At 71.1% G+C, this 15,551-nt stretch carries 11 protein-coding genes; 5 read left to right on the forward strand and 6 right to left on the reverse strand.

Annotation, left to right across the window (positions count from 1 at the left end):
* Positions 1-49 precede the first annotated feature (49 nt).
* A complete protein-coding gene (locus OHB56_RS03645; protein WP_406358916.1) occupies positions 50-1,753 on the reverse strand; it encodes a tetratricopeptide repeat protein in 1,704 nt (567 codons plus the stop codon).
* A gap of 278 nt (positions 1,754-2,031) precedes the next feature.
* Between OHB56_RS03645 and OHB56_RS03650 the strand changes: the two genes are divergently transcribed.
* Positions 2,032-2,853, forward strand: coding sequence for an SAM-dependent methyltransferase (locus OHB56_RS03650; protein WP_326756560.1), 822 nt, complete (start codon positions 2,032-2,034; stop codon positions 2,851-2,853).
* 110 nt (positions 2,854-2,963) lie between these two features.
* On the opposite strand, the gene OHB56_RS03655 is transcribed toward OHB56_RS03650, so the two are convergent.
* Together OHB56_RS03655 and OHB56_RS03660 are read right to left on the reverse strand one after the other, a co-directional pair.
* Entirely contained in the window at positions 2,964-3,896 is a 933-nt protein-coding gene (locus OHB56_RS03655; RefSeq protein ID WP_406351584.1) for a helix-turn-helix domain-containing protein, read from the reverse strand.
* Positions 3,897-4,117: 221 nt separating this feature from the next.
* Positions 4,118-4,348: a DUF397 domain-containing protein gene (locus tag OHB56_RS03660; RefSeq protein ID WP_406351586.1), complete on the reverse strand. Its 231-nt coding sequence runs from the start codon at positions 4,346-4,348 to the stop codon at positions 4,118-4,120.
* Positions 4,349-4,809: 461 nt separating this feature from the next.
* On the opposite strand from OHB56_RS03660, the gene OHB56_RS03665 reads away from it, so the two are divergent.
* Positions 4,810-5,355, forward strand: a complete 546-nt coding sequence (locus OHB56_RS03665; protein WP_326756558.1) for a hypothetical protein — start codon at positions 4,810-4,812, stop codon at positions 5,353-5,355.
* A gap of 167 nt (positions 5,356-5,522) precedes the next feature.
* Here the strand turns inward: OHB56_RS03665 and OHB56_RS03670 are convergent, their stop codons facing one another.
* Positions 5,523-6,119, reverse strand: a complete 597-nt coding sequence (locus OHB56_RS03670; RefSeq protein WP_326756557.1) for a dihydrofolate reductase family protein — start codon at positions 6,117-6,119, stop codon at positions 5,523-5,525.
* Between the two features lie 182 nt (positions 6,120-6,301).
* Here OHB56_RS03670 and OHB56_RS03675 point away from each other — a divergent pair, with 182 nt between their 5' ends.
* From OHB56_RS03675 to OHB56_RS03685, 3 genes are all read left to right on the forward strand, one after another.
* Positions 6,302-9,028 carry a SpoIIE family protein phosphatase gene (locus OHB56_RS03675; RefSeq protein ID WP_406351589.1) on the forward strand — a complete coding sequence of 909 codons (2,727 nt, stop codon included), beginning with the start codon at positions 6,302-6,304 and terminating at the stop codon, positions 9,026-9,028.
* A gap of 143 nt (positions 9,029-9,171) precedes the next feature.
* Positions 9,172-10,539, forward strand: a complete 1,368-nt coding sequence (locus tag OHB56_RS03680; protein ID WP_406351590.1) for an FAD-dependent oxidoreductase — start codon at positions 9,172-9,174, stop codon at positions 10,537-10,539.
* A gap of 244 nt (positions 10,540-10,783) precedes the next feature.
* Positions 10,784-11,281 carry a lamin tail domain-containing protein gene (locus tag OHB56_RS03685; RefSeq protein ID WP_326756554.1) on the forward strand — a complete coding sequence of 166 codons (498 nt, stop codon included), beginning with the start codon at positions 10,784-10,786 and terminating at the stop codon, positions 11,279-11,281.
* Between the two features lie 18 nt (positions 11,282-11,299).
* Here the strand turns inward: OHB56_RS03685 and OHB56_RS03690 are convergent, their stop codons facing one another.
* On the reverse strand, positions 11,300-13,669 hold the full coding sequence (locus OHB56_RS03690; protein ID WP_326756553.1) for a glycosyl hydrolase family 65 protein: 2,370 nt from the start codon (positions 13,667-13,669) through the stop codon (positions 11,300-11,302).
* 139 nt (positions 13,670-13,808) lie between these two features.
* Positions 13,809-15,485, reverse strand: a complete 1,677-nt coding sequence (locus tag OHB56_RS03695) for a GAF domain-containing protein (RefSeq protein WP_406358917.1) — start codon at positions 15,483-15,485, stop codon at positions 13,809-13,811.
* Between the last annotated feature and the right edge of the window lie 66 nt (positions 15,486-15,551).

Consider the following 15,551-nt stretch of genomic DNA (forward strand, 5'->3'; position numbering starts at 1 on the left):
GACCGAACGCTCCGGCGCCGGGGCGTCCGGTCGTACCGGGGTCTGCGGCTCAGGCGCAGTGGCACCCGCCCCCACCGGTGTCCCCGTCCGCGCCGGAGGCCGTCGCACGGGTGTCCAGCCGGCAGAAGCAGGACGCCTCGATCGGTACGTCCGCCAATGCCGCCGCCGCCTTGAGCTGTTGGGCCACGAGCGTGGCCTCCGCCGTCCTGCCGGTACGCGTCAGGCACTCGTGGAAGCCGTGCAACGCCCAGACGTTCCCCGGGTGTTGCAGCGGCCGGGGCAGGGTGGAGTCGAGACCGAGGTCCGCGCGGTAGACCGCCTCCGCCTCGTCGACCCGCCCCTGTTCCAGCAGCAGGGCCCCGTACGCGTGCCGGGTGGGCTGCATCCAGCCCCAGGGCTCGTCGTAGGGAAGGTTGTCGTCCAGTTCGACGGACCGCTCCAGTGCGGCGAACGCCTCGTCGTAGGCGCCCTTGCGGTAGGCGAGTTCGCCGTCCAGCATCGCGGTCGCGATGGCGAGGATGTCCTGGCAGGTGTTGTTGAACAGCATCCGCGTCCCGGGCACCCGGCCCACCGCGGCGCGGAAGCTCTCCCGCTCGGCCTCGGCCCTCTCGACGTCGCCGGTCGCCGAGAGGGCGACGCCACGGGCGTAGTGGAGCATCGCGGTGGTCGCGCAGTACAACGCCGGGTCGGTGGGGAACGGCAGCGCCAGGATGTCGTCCCAGCGGCCGAAGCGGATCAGGACGTGGAAGCGCATCGCCAGGAAGCCCTCGAGCCAGTCGGCCATCGGCGGGCTCTGCACCCTGAGCAGTTCCTCGGGGACGGAGGCTTCGAGCTGCGCAGCGGCGTCCAGGGCGATCTTCGAGAGACCCGCGAACATGGCGCCGTAGATCCTGAAGTGGTGGTTGTGGGCACGGTAGAGGGTGTAGAAGTTCATGGCCCCGGCCCGGGCGAGGTACTTCTCGTCGGCGGCGATCGCGAGGGTGTTGTCGGACACGACCCGGCGGTAGTCGCCACACAGCACCTCGAGGTGCGAGGGCATGTGGTGCAGATGTCCGGCGTCGGGCACGGCGCCGCGCAGCCGGTCGGCGACCATGAGGGCCGCTTCCGGCGTGGGGGACATCTCCATCAGGTGGATGTACAGGTGCACGACGCCGGGGTGCCGGGCGCCGCTGTCACCGGCGAGCGCCCGGTCGAGTACGGCCTTGGCCTCCAGGGTGCGGGCACCCGCGGCGGGGCGGCCGGTCCTCAGGTCCCACAGCTGCCAGGGAGTGAGGTTCATCAGGGCGTCCGCGCAGAGCACGGCGACGTCCGGGTCGTCGGGGGCGCTCTCGTACACCGCGAGCATGCGGTCCGCGTAGGGCTCGTTCCACACCGAGCAGTCCTCGACGACCTGCCCCTGGGGGTAGCGGGCGCGCAGGGCGGTGATGAGGGCCCGCTCCACAGGGGTGGCTCCCGCGGCCTTCTCGTGCGCCGATTCGACCGCGGCATGGGTGCGTTCGACGCTGCGGACGAGGTCGTCGCCGTCGAAGGCCTCCCAGGGCTTGTTGTAGTTGGGGCCGAGGGCATAGGCGATGCCCCAGTAGGCCATGGCGCAGTCCGGGTCGGCCGCGGCAGCCTTCTCGAAACAGGCGACCGCTTCCTCGTGGTTGAACGCGTAGGCCCACAACAAACCGCGGTCGAACCAGAGTTGGGCCTCATCCACGGCGGTCGTCACGGGGCGGCGGTAGGTACCCAGGTCGTAGTAGTCGTCCATGACGTCCATGGCTCCTCCCGGGGAAGCGGCTGAGTCGGCCGACCGGCCTCACCCGTCACGCGCGTCGACGGGGACGAACCCGACGATACCGGCACACCTGCGCCGATGTGGGCGTTGACGCAATGCGTCCACCCGGCGACACCGGGTCATGACAACGATGGTCCGCCATTCCTTCGGGGCCTTGTTCGTCGATGGGCTGGTCCGACTCGCGCGGGGCTCCCTAGGATGTACTCCCTGTCCAGCCAGTCCAGTTGGCGCGGCACTCCGCAGGGGGAACGATGCACACCGGCAATCAGCTGTCCACCGAGATCGACGCAACCGTGCCGACAGCCGCGCGCATGTACGACTACTACCTGGGCGGCAAGGACAACTACGCGGCCGACCGTGCCGCCGTGGAAGAGCTCGACCGGGTGGTGCCCAGTACGCGCCGTCTGGCCCTGAACAACCGGCGCTTCCTCCAGCGGGTCGTCCGGGTCCTCACGCAGGAGTACGGGATCCGGCAGTACCTCGACCACGGCTCCGGTCTGCCCACCCAGGACAACGTCCACCAGGTCGCCCAGCGCATCGACCCGACCACCCACGTGGTGTACGTCGACAACGACCCGATGGTGCTGGTGCACGGGCGCGCACTGCTGGAGCAGGACGAGCGCACGGTGGTCATACAGGCCGACATGCGGGAGACCGAGGCGATCTTCGACCACGCCGAGACGGAGCGCCTGATCGACTTCTCGCAGCCGGCCTGCGTGCTGTTCAACAGCGTGTTCCACTGCATCCCGGACAACGACACCGACGGCCCGATCTCCGTGGCGCGCCGGGTCCGGGAACGGCTCGCGCCGGGCAGCTTCCTCGTGATGTGCCAGCTGGTCAGCGAGGACCCCGAGGTCCGCAGGTCCGTCACCGATTTCATGGACCGGGCGACCCAGGGGCACTGGGGCCGGGTGCGGCAGGAGAGCGACGTCGCCTCGTACTTCGAGGGCCTGGAGATCCTGGAGCCGGGCCTGGTGGAGGTCTCCACCTGGCGTCCGGACACCGAGGTGGCGCCCCGTCAGCTCACCCAGGAGTGGATCGAGTTCGGCGGCGTGGGCCGGATACCGCTGTAGGTTTTCGGCGGCACGCGTGCCGCCGAGGCGCGGCCGCGGACGCACCTCGCCCGTTCCCGTTGGTCCGGGAGCGGGCGAGGTGCGTCCGTACGGCGTTCCGGCCCCAGGCGCTACGACCCGGACTGCGGCTCCGGGTAGCGGTCCCGCATCGTGGCGCGCAGCAGATCCAGGGATTCACGGGGCCGCAGCGCCTCGTCGGCGAGGCGGTCCAGCGCGATCCGGTACTCCTCCGTCTCGTCGAGGTCCTCGAGGAAGTTGGCGCTCCTGATGTGTTCCAGGTAGACCACGTCGGGCAGATCGAGGCCGCCGAAGCGCAGATACGTCACCGGGATGGCGGGAGCCGACGCGTTCGTCACGCTCAACGGCACGATCTGCAGCGTGACGTTGGGGCGCTCGGCCATCCGCATGAGGTGGGCGAGCTGCTCGCGCATCACCTCGGCACTGCCCAGCACGCGCAGCAGAACCGACTCGTCGATGACCGCCCACAATTGCGGGGCGCCGTCCCGCGTCAGCAACTCGGCCCGCCGCATACGGAGTTCGATGCGTCGCTGCACCTCGCCCGCCGGTGCGTTGGGCAGGCCGCGCTCCACCACCGCACGGGTGTAGGCGGCGGTCTGCAGCAGGCCGGGGACGTACTGGATCTCGAAGGTACGGATGGTGGCGGCGGCCTCCTGCAGTCCGACCAGCCGGTCGAACCACTCGGGCATCAGCCGCTTGTCGTACCTCTGCCACCAGCCCGGCTCTCCGGCCCGCCGGAGCAGTTTGACCAGCACCGAGACCTCGTAGTCGTCGGTGCCGTACAGCTCGAGCAGGGCCCGGATGTCGCTCTCGGTGGGCGGGCGGCGGCCCTTGCCTGACTCGATGCGGGACAGCTTCGCCGCACTGAAGCCGACGGAGCGCGCCGCCTGGTCCTGGGCCAGCCCGGCGTCCTCGCGGAAGCCCGCCAACTGCACGCCGACCAGCATCTTCAGCAGGGTCGGAGCCGGCTCGGGCCGTTCCAGATAGGGCTCCAGACGGGAGATACGATGCGACGCGGCGGACATCCTGACTCCCAGCAGACCGGCACAAGGGCGGTTTACACTATCGCATCCCAGCGAGCCGCAGCGTAGGCACCCCACAGAAGCCTTGCAGAATTGGGTAGTTGAACTCCGCTTCGCCTCATCCGGCTGCGCCTCCCCGGTTGCGCATCTCCGGTTGCGCGTCGCCGCGACGGAGCGAGCCGGACTGCCGCATCGCGCCAACCTGTTCGCACCGCACGGGTGCATCAGACCAGGTGGTCGAATTCGCCGTCCTTCGCGCCGGCCAGGAATGCCGCCAGTTCCGCCGACGTGTAGACCAGCGCGGGCCCGTCGGGGTCGCGGGAGTTGCGCATCGCCACACCCCCGTCGTTCAGCGGTGCCACCTCGACACAGTTGCCCTCGGCGTTGCTGTACCGGCTCTTGACCCAGCAGGCGTCCAAGGAACTCGCCCGCACTCCGTTGCGCACTCCTGGCACCGCAGCCTCCTTGCTGTTCCTGTGTACTGCCGGGCGGTGCCCGGCCGTTCGCCGGGGCGGGCCGAGCCGGATCACATCCGATCCACCCCGGTCCGCCCCGAAAAAAACTTCACGCAATTTCTCGTGCAATTGCACACGAGCGCTCTCAGCGTGGATAATAGCCGGAGCGTCAACCCCCTTGTTGGCGCCCTGTCCTGACGTCGCATCGGGGGAGAGGGAGTGTCCTCACCTGTGCACCAAGTGATCCGGTCGACCGCCGGCGCCGCCGTACGGACGGGTGGCCGCCTCCCGGCCTCACCTGTCGGGACCCTCCTGCTCGGCGCGGTGCCGCAGCAGACCGGGAGACCGGGCGCGGGGGCTCTCCCGGCGCCGATGCCCCCGGCGGGCAGGACGGGCCCGGCCCGGCCGTCCACCTGACCCTCCCCCCACTCGACACGACCGCCGCGAAAGGCACCCACGCGATGCGCAGCGCTTCTACGGAACAGCCGAGCAGCGAGCGCCCTGTGCGCCACACGTCCCCGACCGGAATGGCCCGTACGACACCGCTCACGTCACTGTCCCGCGTGCCGTGGCGCGACATCCAGGACTCCACCGGATCCGCGGCGGCCATCCCCCTGCTGCTCAACGGCATCGCCTGGGGGGACGCCGAAACGGCCCGGTCGGCCCTGGAGGATCTGCGGAAACGGATCTGCCAGTACGGCTTCGTGGTGGAGCAGGCGACGGCCGCCACGGTCCCCTTCCTCTGGGAGCTGGCGCAACTGCCGCATGTGACCTGTCGCGCCGGGATCATCCAGCTGCTCAAGGCCATCGCCGACGCCCGGCAGTGGGAGAGCACCGCCGCCGCGTATCCCAAGCTGCTCAATCACCGCGAGAACCCGGTCGTCTGGGAGCGGGCCGCCCGGCAGGCGGTGCGCGCCCGGCGGGGCGACCTGAGCCGCCTGATGGACGACCAGGACACCAAGATCGCCCGTGCCACGACGGAGCTGGCCCGCGCGCTGGCCGAATGAGCCCCGTTCGAGCGCCGTGGGGGACGAGCGCCGAAGGGGCCCGTGGCACGGGGAGCGGGCCGCGCGACCGGTAACGCACCACCGGTCGCGCGGCCCGTAGGGCCGTTCCGGGCCGACCGCCCGTACCGGGAAGCGATCCGTTCCGGGCTACTTCACGAAGCGGTACTTCAGGTGGGTGGCGACGGGTGATTCGACCACCCTGACCATCTCGAGGGCCCGCCGCCCGGCGCTCCCCGTCCCGAAGGAGCCGCATCCCCGTCCCCGAGGAGCGCGGGCACCACGTGCAGCTGCAGCTCGTCGACGAGCCCCTCCCCGAGGTACCGCCGCACCGTGCTCGCCCCACCCGCGATGTCGACGTTCCCGTCCCCGGCGGCGGCCTTCGCCCGGTCGAGGGCGCTGCGGATGCCGTCGGTGACGAAGGTGAAGGTGGTGCCGCCCTCCCTGACCAGGGCCGGCCGGGGCCGGTGGGTGAGCACGAGGACCGGGGTGCGGAACGGCGGATCGTCCCCCCGGAACTCCTCGCCCAGCTCGTACATCGTCCGGCCCATGACCACCGCTCCGGTGGCATCGAACCACTCGCGCACGAGTGCGGAGTCGCGGTTCTCCTCGCCACCGGGGAGACCCTGGCGCTGCCGCCGGCTCGCCAGGTCGTGCATCCAGCCGAAGAGCACCTCGGCCCCGTCGCCTCCTGGGTTGCCGGGGGCGACACCGGCGCCGGCCACGTAGCCGTCGGGGGAGACGGCCATGTCCGCAGTCACGGTCACGATGGATCCTCCTGAAGTCGTGGGACGTACCGCCTTCGCCCTCACGTCGATCGGGACCCGGCGCTTTCGACATGTGCGGGCCGCCCCGGTGCGGCCCGCTCGTTTCCCGGCCTCGTCGTCCCCCGCCCGGCCGAAAGCACGCGGTTCCGGCCTGTAGGTAAGCTCGGCACATGGTCCGACTGATGGGTCGATCCCCGGCCCGGTCGCCCCAGCGGCCCAGCACCACGGCCTCCGTACGTCAACAGCGGCAGGGGGGCGGTGGTCCGCGGTGGCGCCCACCGGAGTGGCTCCGGTCCTTGCTGAGCGCACGCAGCGTCGCCGGACAGGTCTTCATCCTGCATGTCGTGATCGTGCTGCTGCTGGTCGTGTCCGCCGTGGTCGCGCTGGTGCTGCAAGTACGGCACGACAGCACGCTGGAGGCCCGCAGCCGTTCCCTCGCCGTGGCGGAGACCCTGGCCCACTCGCCGGGCATCGTCGAGGCACTCGAATCCCCCGACCCCACCCTCCTCCTCCAGCCGCGCACGGAGGCCATCCGTAAACAGGCCGAGGTCGACTTCGTCGTCGTCATGAACACCGAGGGCATCCGTTACACGCACCCCAGGACGGACCGGATCGGCAAGAAGTTCGTCGGCACCCTCCAGCCCGCGCTGGCCGGACGGCCGGTGACCGAGGAGATCACCGGCACCCTCGGCCCGCTGGTCCAGGCCGTCGTGCCGGTGAACAATCCCGACGGCGTCGTGGTGGGTCTCGTGTCGGCCGGCATCACGATCGAGAACGTCGGCGGTGTCGCCGAGGACCAGTTGCCGCTGGTCCTCGCCGCGGGGGCCGCCGCACTCGTGCTGGCCACCACCGGCGCGGCCCTGATCAGCAGGCGTCTGCTGCGGCAGACCCACGGCCTGGGCCCGCACGAGATGACCCGCATGTACGAGCACCACGACGCCGTGCTGCACTCGGTGCGGGAAGGCGTGGTCATCGTCGACGACGACGGCACCCTGCTCCTCGCCAACGACGAGGCGCACCGGCTGCTCGGCCTGCCCGAGGACGCGGAGGGCCGCGACGTGCTCGATCTCTCCCTCGACCCCGTCACCGCCGACCTCCTGTCCTCGGGGCGGGTCGCCACGGACGAGGTGCACCGGGTCGGCGACCGGCTGCTGGCGGTCAACCAGCGTTCCACCGACCGTGCCGGGGGCCCGCCCGGCAGCGTCGCCACGGTCCGCGACTCCACCGAACTGCGCGCCCTCTCCGGCCGGGCCGAGACCGCGCGGGAGCGGCTCGACATGCTCTACGACGCCGGTGTGGGCATCGGGACCAGCCTGGACGTGGCCCGCACGGCCGAGGAGCTGACGGAACTGGCCGTACCGCGGTTCGCGGACTTCGCCACGGTGGACCTGTTCGAGACGGTGCTGGCCGGCGGTGAGCCGGACGTGGCGGGGTCGGTGCGCCGCACGGCGTCGGCCGGTATCCACGAGGACGCCCCTCTGTACCCGGTGGGTACCCAGACCCGGTTCGTCGGCTCGTCCCCGCAGGGCCGCAGCCTGGCCTCCGGGCGCTCGTTCGTCGAGCCCCGGCTGAGCGAGGCTCCGGGGTGGCGGGCGCAGGACCTGGAACGCTCCGGGCAGATCGTGGAGTACGGCATCCACTCGCTGATCACCGTGCCGCTGCGGGCCGGTTCCCTGGTGCTGGGCGTGGTCAGCTTCTGGCGCGCCAAGAGGCCCGAGCCGTTCGACGAGGAGGAGCTGGCCCTGGCGGAGGAGCTGGTCGCGCGGGCCGCGGTGTCCATCGACAACGCCCGCCGGTACACGCGCGAGCACAGCATGGCGGTGACGCTCCAGCGCAGTCTGCTGCCGCGCAGCCTGCCCGAGCAGAGCGCCCTGGAGATCGCCTACCGCTATCTGCCCGCGCAGGCCGGGGTCGGCGGCGACTGGTTCGACGTCCTGCCGCTGTCCGGTGCGCGGGTCGCGCTCGTGGTCGGCGACGTCGTCGGACACGGGCTGCACGCGGCGGCCACCATGGGGCGGCTGCGCACCGCGGTGCACAACTTCTCGGCGCTCGACCTGCCGCCCGACGAGCTGCTGGGCCTGCTGGACGAGCTGGTCGGCCGCATCGACCAGGACGAGACGGAGGACGAGCACAGCGCCCCGGTGACCGGGGCGACCTGTCTGTACGCCGTCTACGACCCGGTCACCCGGCGCTGCACCGTCGCCCGGGCGGGCCATCCGCCGCCCGCGCTGATCCATCCGGACGGCACCGTGGAGTACGCGGACGTGCCCGCCGGCCCGCCCCTGGGACTGGGCGGGCTGCCGTTCGAGACGGCCGAGCTGGAGCTGGCGGAGGGCAGCCGGCTGGTCCTGTACACGGACGGGCTCGTCGAGGACCGGAACCACGACATCGACGTCGGTCTGGAACTGCTGCGCAAGGCCCTGGCCCAGGCCGGGGACTCCCCCGAGGACACCTGCCGGGCCGTGCTGGAGTCCCGGCGTCCGGCCAGGGCGCGGGACGACATCGCCCTGCTCGTGGCGCGTACGCAGGCGCTCACCGAGGACCGGATCGCGCGGTGGCCGGTGCCGTCCGACCCGGCGGCGGTCGCCGAGGTGCGCGCCACGATCGCGCGGAAGCTGTCCGACTGGGGCCTGGACGAACTGATCTTCACCACGGAGCTGATCCTGAGCGAGCTGGTCACCAACGCGATCCGCTACGGCGGTAGCCCCATCGAGGTACGGATGCTGCGCGACCGCAATCTGATCTGCGAGGTCCTCGACAGCAGCAGCACCTCGCCCCACCTTCGGTACGCGACCATGACCGACGAGGGCGGACGCGGCCTGTTCCTGGTGGCGCAGCTGGCGGAGCGGTGGGGCACCAGGTATCTGCCGACCGGTAAGATCATCTGGGCCGAGCAGCCCATCCCGTGATCCACGGGACTGCCCGGGGATCCGCTCATGAAGTCATAAGGCCCGCTTATGAGTCCATAGACCGGACCCGCGTACCAGGTTAGGTATGCCTTAGTTTAGGATCCCCGGAGAGACTCTTGTCATCGCTCGAAGGGAACCTGACCATGCCCCGCCCCCTGCGGGTAGCCGTCGTGGGATCCGGCCCCGCCGGGATCTACGCCGCCGACGCCCTGCTCAAGTCCGACGTTGCCGCCGACCCGGGTGTCTCGATCGACATCTTCGAGCGCATGCCGGCGCCGTTCGGCCTGATCCGTTACGGCGTCGCTCCCGACCACCCGCGGATCAAGGGCATCATCACGGCCCTGCACCAGGTGCTCGACAAGCCGCAGATCCGGCTGTTCGGCAACGTGGACTACGGCACCGACATCCACCTCGACGACCTGCGCGCGTTCTACGACGCCGTGATCTTCGCCACCGGCGCGACCGCCGACCGGGCGATGTCCTCCGTCCCGGGCATCGACCTCGACGGTTCCTACGGCGCCGCCGACTTCGTCTCCTGGTACGACGGCCACCCGGACGTGCCGCGCACCTGGCCCCTGGAGGCGGAGAAGGTCGCCGTGCTGGGGGTCGGCAACGTCGCCCTCGACGTCGCACGCATCCTCGCCAAGACGGCGGAGGAACTGCTGCCGACGGAGATCCCGCCGAACGTCCACGAGGGACTGCAGGCCAACAAGGCGCGTGAGATCCACGTCTTCGGCCGCCGCGGCCCGGCGCAGGCGAAGTTCAGCCCGATGGAGCTGCGGGAGCTGGACCACTCCCCCAGCATCGAGGTCGTCGTCGACCCCGAGGACATCGACTACGACGAGGGGTCCATCGCCACCCGGCGCGGCAACAAGCAGGCCGACATGGTCGCGAAGACGCTGGAGAAGTGGGCGATCCGCGATGCCGGCGACCGCCCGCACAAGCTGTTCCTGCACTTCTTCGAGTCGCCGTCGGAGATCCTCGGCGAGGACGGCAAGGTGACCGGCCTGCGCACCGAGCGCACCGAACTCGACGGCACCGGCAACGTCAAGGGCACCGGCCGGTTCAAGGACTGGGACGTCACCGCGGTCTACCGCGCGGTGGGCTACCTCTCCGACAAACTCCCCAAGCTGCCCTGGGACATCGACTCCGGCACCGTGCCCGACGAGGGCGGCCGGGTCCTCCAGGAGAACGGCGAGCACCTGACGTCCACGTACGTCACCGGCTGGATCCGGCGCGGCCCCATCGGCCTGATCGGCCACACCAAGGGCGACGCCAACGAGACGGTGGCGAACCTGCTGGACGACTTCGCGAACGGACGCCTGCAGACGCCCGCGACGCCCGAGCCCGAGGCCGTGGACGCGTTCCTCGCCGAGCACTCCGTCCGCTACACCACCTGGGACGGCTGGTACAAGCTGGACGCCGCGGAGAAGGCGCTGGGTGAGCCGCAGGGACGCGACCGCGTGAAGCTCGTCGAGCGCGAGGACATGCTGCGGGAGAGCGGCGCGTGAACTGACAGCGGTCGCGACGGCGTACCGCCGAGCGCCCGTCCGGTCCTCACGGATCGGGCGGGCGCTTCGTCGTGTCCGCAGGGCCCGTCGTACCTGCGGGGTCCGTCCGTACCCACAGGAGCCGTGAGGGCCGCCCGGTCCGGGACCCGGCCGGTGTGAGTGCACCCCGGGTTGTGTACTATCCGATCCTTCACCGAATAACCACATGATCCTCACGCAAGGGTCATGCAGGGGGGATGAGTTCATGCGCATACGCACCGCCGCCGTCGCCACCACCGCCGCCGTGGGGGCCCTGGCCGCACTGACGGCCGTTCCGGCGCACGCCGCGGAGTACAGCTCCGCGCTCAAGGTCCGCGGCGTCCAGTACGACGCTCCGGGGCCCGACTCCAACAAGTGCTCCACGGGCAACACCCGTCACGAGTACCTGACGATCAAGAACTACTCGTCGACGAAGACCGTGAACCTCAAGGGGTACGTCGTCAAGGACGCCGTCGGCAACCGGTTCGTCTTCAGGACCAACCACTACCTCGAGCCCCGCGACTACGTGAAGCTGCGCGGCGGCAACGGCACCGACTCCGACAAGAACAACGTCGCCTACCGCAACAACTGCAACTTCATCTGGAACAACGACAAGGACACGATCTACCTCGTCAAGCCCACGGGCAGCCGCGCCGACGTGCACGCGTACACCAAGCGCGGCTCCGACCCGGACGGCGACGGGTACATATCGTTCCACAAGTGACCGCTCCCTGCCGGACCGTCAGTCCGGCAGGGGCAGATGGCCCGTCTCCCCCGGCTGGAGGCGGGCCGTGAGGTCCGGGAGGCATACGTCGACGGGCCCGGGGCCCGACGCCGGTACGGCGATCTCCAGACGTCCGCTCTCCAGCCGCAGCCGGACGCCCCAGTGGCCGTGGTAGCGCAGGGTGAAACCGTAGGAGGACAGCTCCGGCAGGGGCACCGGGTCCAGTCGCAGCCCGCCGTCGCGCGTCTCCAGGCCGGGCAGTCCGCGCTGGACCAGGTCGAGCGTGCCCGCCATGGCCCCGAGGTGGATGCCCTCGCCGGTGGTGCCGCCCTGGATGTCGGCGATGTCCCCGCGCAGGGCCTCCTGACAGAACGTCCAGGCCTCGGCACGCCGGTCCCGGGCCAGCACCCAGCCGTGGACGAGGCCGCTGAGCGTGGACCCGTGGCTGGTGCGGTGCAGATAGTGGTCCACCGTCAGCCGCCAGGTCGCCTCGTCCAGCTCGTACCCCAGCCGGCGGAAGAGGCCCTGCAGTTCGGCCGGGGAGAACAGATACCCGAGCATCAGGACGTCCGCCTGCTTCGAGGCCCGGTAGCGGTTGACGGTGTCGCCCTCGCCCTCCAGGATCCGGTCCAGGCGCCGGATGTCCTCGTAGCGCCGCCGGTACTCCGGCCAGTCGAGCTCGGCGAGCTTTCCGTATCCCTCGAACTGGCTGATGACGCCGTCGTGGAACGGTACGTGCAGGGCTCGGGAGACCTCCTCCCACTTCTCGAGTTCGCTCCGGTCCAGGCCGGTGCGTTCGTCGAGTTCCCGCCGGCGGGGCTCGGGCAGGGTGCGCAGCACGTCGAGGGTGTGGGCGAGCACCCAGGCCGCGGTGACGTTGGTGTACGCGTTGTCGTCCAGCCCGGGCTCGGCGGCGTCGGGGTAGGCGTCGTGGTACTCGTCGGGACCCATCACGCCCTTGATGCGGTACCGGCCCAGGAGCGGATCGTAAGCGGCGGCGTCCGCCCAGAAGCGGGAGATCTGCAGCAGCAGTTCGGCACCCTTGGTGTGCAGGAACTCGGCGTCGCCGGTGGCCTCGCAGTACTGCCACACGTTGTACGCGATCGCCGATCCCACATGGTGCTGGAGTCGGGAGTGGTCGGGCAGCCAGTGGCCCGACCGCGGGTTGAGGTGGAGCTGTTGGGCCTCCTCCCGGCCGTCGCTGCCGCTCTGCCAGGGGAACATGGCCCCTCGGCGACCGGCGTCCCGGGCGGCGGTGCGGGCCCGCTCGAGGCGTCGGTGCCGGTAGTGCAGCAGGGCCCTGGAGACCTCGGGGAAGTGCAGGTTGAGGTAGGGCAGCACGAACAGTTCGTCCCAGAAGATGTGCCCGCGGTAGGCCTCGCCGTGCAGTCCGCGGGCCGGTACGCCGACATCCAGGTCGGCGGTGTGCGGGGAAAGGGTCTGCAGCACGTGGAAGAGGTGCAGGCGCAGAATGGCGCCGGCCTCACCGGGCACATCCAGTTCACCCCGGCGCCACAGCTGGCCCCAGGCCGTCCGGTGGGCTTCCAGCAGATCCGCGAAGCGGGCGACGCGCCCCACCCGGTCGACGGCGGCGTGCAGGGGGTCGCTGATGGCCGGGTCGCGCGAGGTGTACAGCGCGACGCTCTTGTCCACGGTCACCGTACGGCCCGCGGTCAGGTGCAGCCGGGTCAGCTGTACGGCCCGCCGGTTCTCCTTGCGGAAGGTGACGGGCGCCTCGGAGAACAACCGGGACGCGAGGGCGATCCGGATGTCGGAGGTACGGGTGCGGCAGTGCAGCCACACGGTGTCCGGCGCCGCGCTGCCACTGTGCACATGGGTCAGATGCCGGCCGTCCAGGTCCCGGTAGCGGGCCACCCCCGCGTTGGTGACGCCGCCGTCGAGGGCCGCCTCGACCTCGAGTGCGCCGGAGTACCCCTCGGCCGTGAACTCGGTGCGCAGCGCGGCCAGATGGGGGTGGGCCATGTGCACCAGGCGTTCCTGACGCACCCTCAGCACCCGGCCCTCCCCCAGGTCGTACCGGGTCAGCCGCTCCAGCAGTCCCGAGGAGATCCGGAGGGTCTCACGGTGGTCGAGCACGGTCGCCGTCTCGGGGGTGAGCCATGGCTCTCCGGGCAGCCGGAACCGCAGGGGCAGCCAGTTGGGCAGATTGACGAGGTCCTCGTTCTCGACACGCCTCCCGGCCACCTCGGAGACGAGCCGGTCGTAGCAGCCGGCCGCGTACGTCCCCGGGTAGTGCACGTCGTCGGCGGCGCATTCCGGCAGCGCCCCCCGGGTGGCGAAGAAGCCGTTGCCGAGCGTGCACAGCGACTCCCGGAGGCGCACCTCGGCGGGATCGTATCCCTCGTACTCCCAGATCCAGCCGGTCACGTCGGCGCTCCTTCCCCGGGAGGCCCAGCGGAGGGCTCCGGCGGTCCCGCACGGGGTACCCCGTACGGGACAGGAACACACACCGGGCGGACGTACCTGTAACTCCGGGTCACCGGGGCGAAGCGCGGGTGCGGGAGTACTAGCCCTCCCGCACGGGCACCCGCCACACCAGGGTGGTGCCACGGTCCGGGGCGCTGTCGATCTCCAGGCCGCCGCCCAGTTGCGCGGCGCGCTCGGCCATGTTGCGCAGTCCGCTGCGGCGGCCGCCCTCCGGGATGCCCACGCCGTTGTCGGCGACGGTCAGCCGTACCTCGCGGCCGTCGGTCTCGAGGGCCACCTCGACCCGGTCGGCGCGCGCGTGCCGGGCGATGTTGGTCAGGGCCTCGGACAGGACGGCCACCAGATGGTCGGCGGTCTCCTTCGGCACATGGGTGTCGACCAGGCCCTCCATCCGCACACTGGGCGCGAAGCCCAGCACGGGGGCCGTCTCGCCGACCACCCGCACGGCGCGGGCCCGCAGTCCGGTCCCGGAGGCGGCGTCGTGGGCGCGCAGGCCGAAAATGGTCGATCTGATGATCTTGATGGTCTCGTCCAGGTCGTCCACCGCACGGGAGACCCGCTCCGCGGCCTCCTTGTGCTCGATGAAGCGGCCGGCGCTCTGCAGCGTCATCCCGGTGGCGAACAGCCGTTGGATCGCCAGGTCGTGCAGGTCCCGGGCGATCCGGTCACGGTCCTCGAGCACCGCGATCTGTTCGGCGTCGCGTCGGCGCTCCGCCAGTTCCATGGCCACGGCGGCCTGCGCGGCGAAGCCCTGCAGCGGCTCGATCTCCTTCTCGGAGAATTCGCCGCGGCCCGCGGCGCGCACCAGCAGGACGATGCCCCGTACGCCGTCCTCCGACCCTACGGGCACGGCCACCGCCGGGCCGAGGCCGGCGAAGCGCCGTGGTTCGGACGAGACCCGCTCGTCGCAGGAGACGTCCGGGCTGGTGACGGGGGCGGCGCTGGTGAACGCCCGGCCCAGCAGGCTGTCGTCGACGGGGACGACGAGCCCGCGGTGGGCCTCCGCCTCCTGCCCCAGAGCGAGTTCCACGGTCAGCGACGCGGTGCCCTCCATCGGCACCGCCACCTCGGCGAGTGCCGCGCCGGTGATCTCCATGGCCCGTTCGGCGATCAGCAGCAGGGCCTCACCGCCGCCGCTGCCGGACATCAGGGCGTGGGTGATCTCCGTGTTCGCCTGCAGCCACCGCTCCCGCAGCCGGGACTCCTCGTACAGCCGGGCGTTGTCGATGGCGACGCCGGCGGCGACGGCCAAGGTCGACAGGACCGACTCGTCCTCCTCGTCGAACTGCGCCCCGGCACGCTTCTCGGTGAGGTACAGGTTGCCGAAGATCTGGTCGCGGACCCGGATGGGGACGCCGAGGAAGCTGTTCATCGGCGGATGGTGGGCCGGGAAACCGAAGGACGCGGGGTGCCCGGACAGCTTCGCCAGCCGCAGCGGATGGGGGTGCCGGATCAGCTCCCCGAGGATGCCGTGGCCCTCGGGGTAGTGGCCGATGCGGGCGATCTCCTCCTCGCTGACGCCGACCGTGTGGAAGGCCGACAGCCGCTTGCCGTCGGGGCCGATCACCCCGAGGGCGGCGTACTCGGCGTCCACCAGCACCGCCGCGGCGTCGACGATGCTGTGCAGAACCTGTTTCAGGTCCAGCTCGCGGCCCACCTCGAGGACGGCCTCCAGCAGGCTGTGCACCCGGTCGCGCGTACCGCGGGCCGCGTCGATCCGCGCCTGGAGCTCCTCCAGCAGGTCGTCCAGCCGCATCTGCGGCAGCAGCGGACGGGGGTCCCCATCCCGCTCGGAGCTCTCCACCCGTGGTCCTCCCGTTCG

This window comes from Streptomyces sp. NBC_01635, from assembly GCF_045209715.1.
Classification (GTDB): Bacteria; Actinomycetota; Actinomycetes; order Streptomycetales; family Streptomycetaceae; genus Streptomyces; species Streptomyces hirsutus.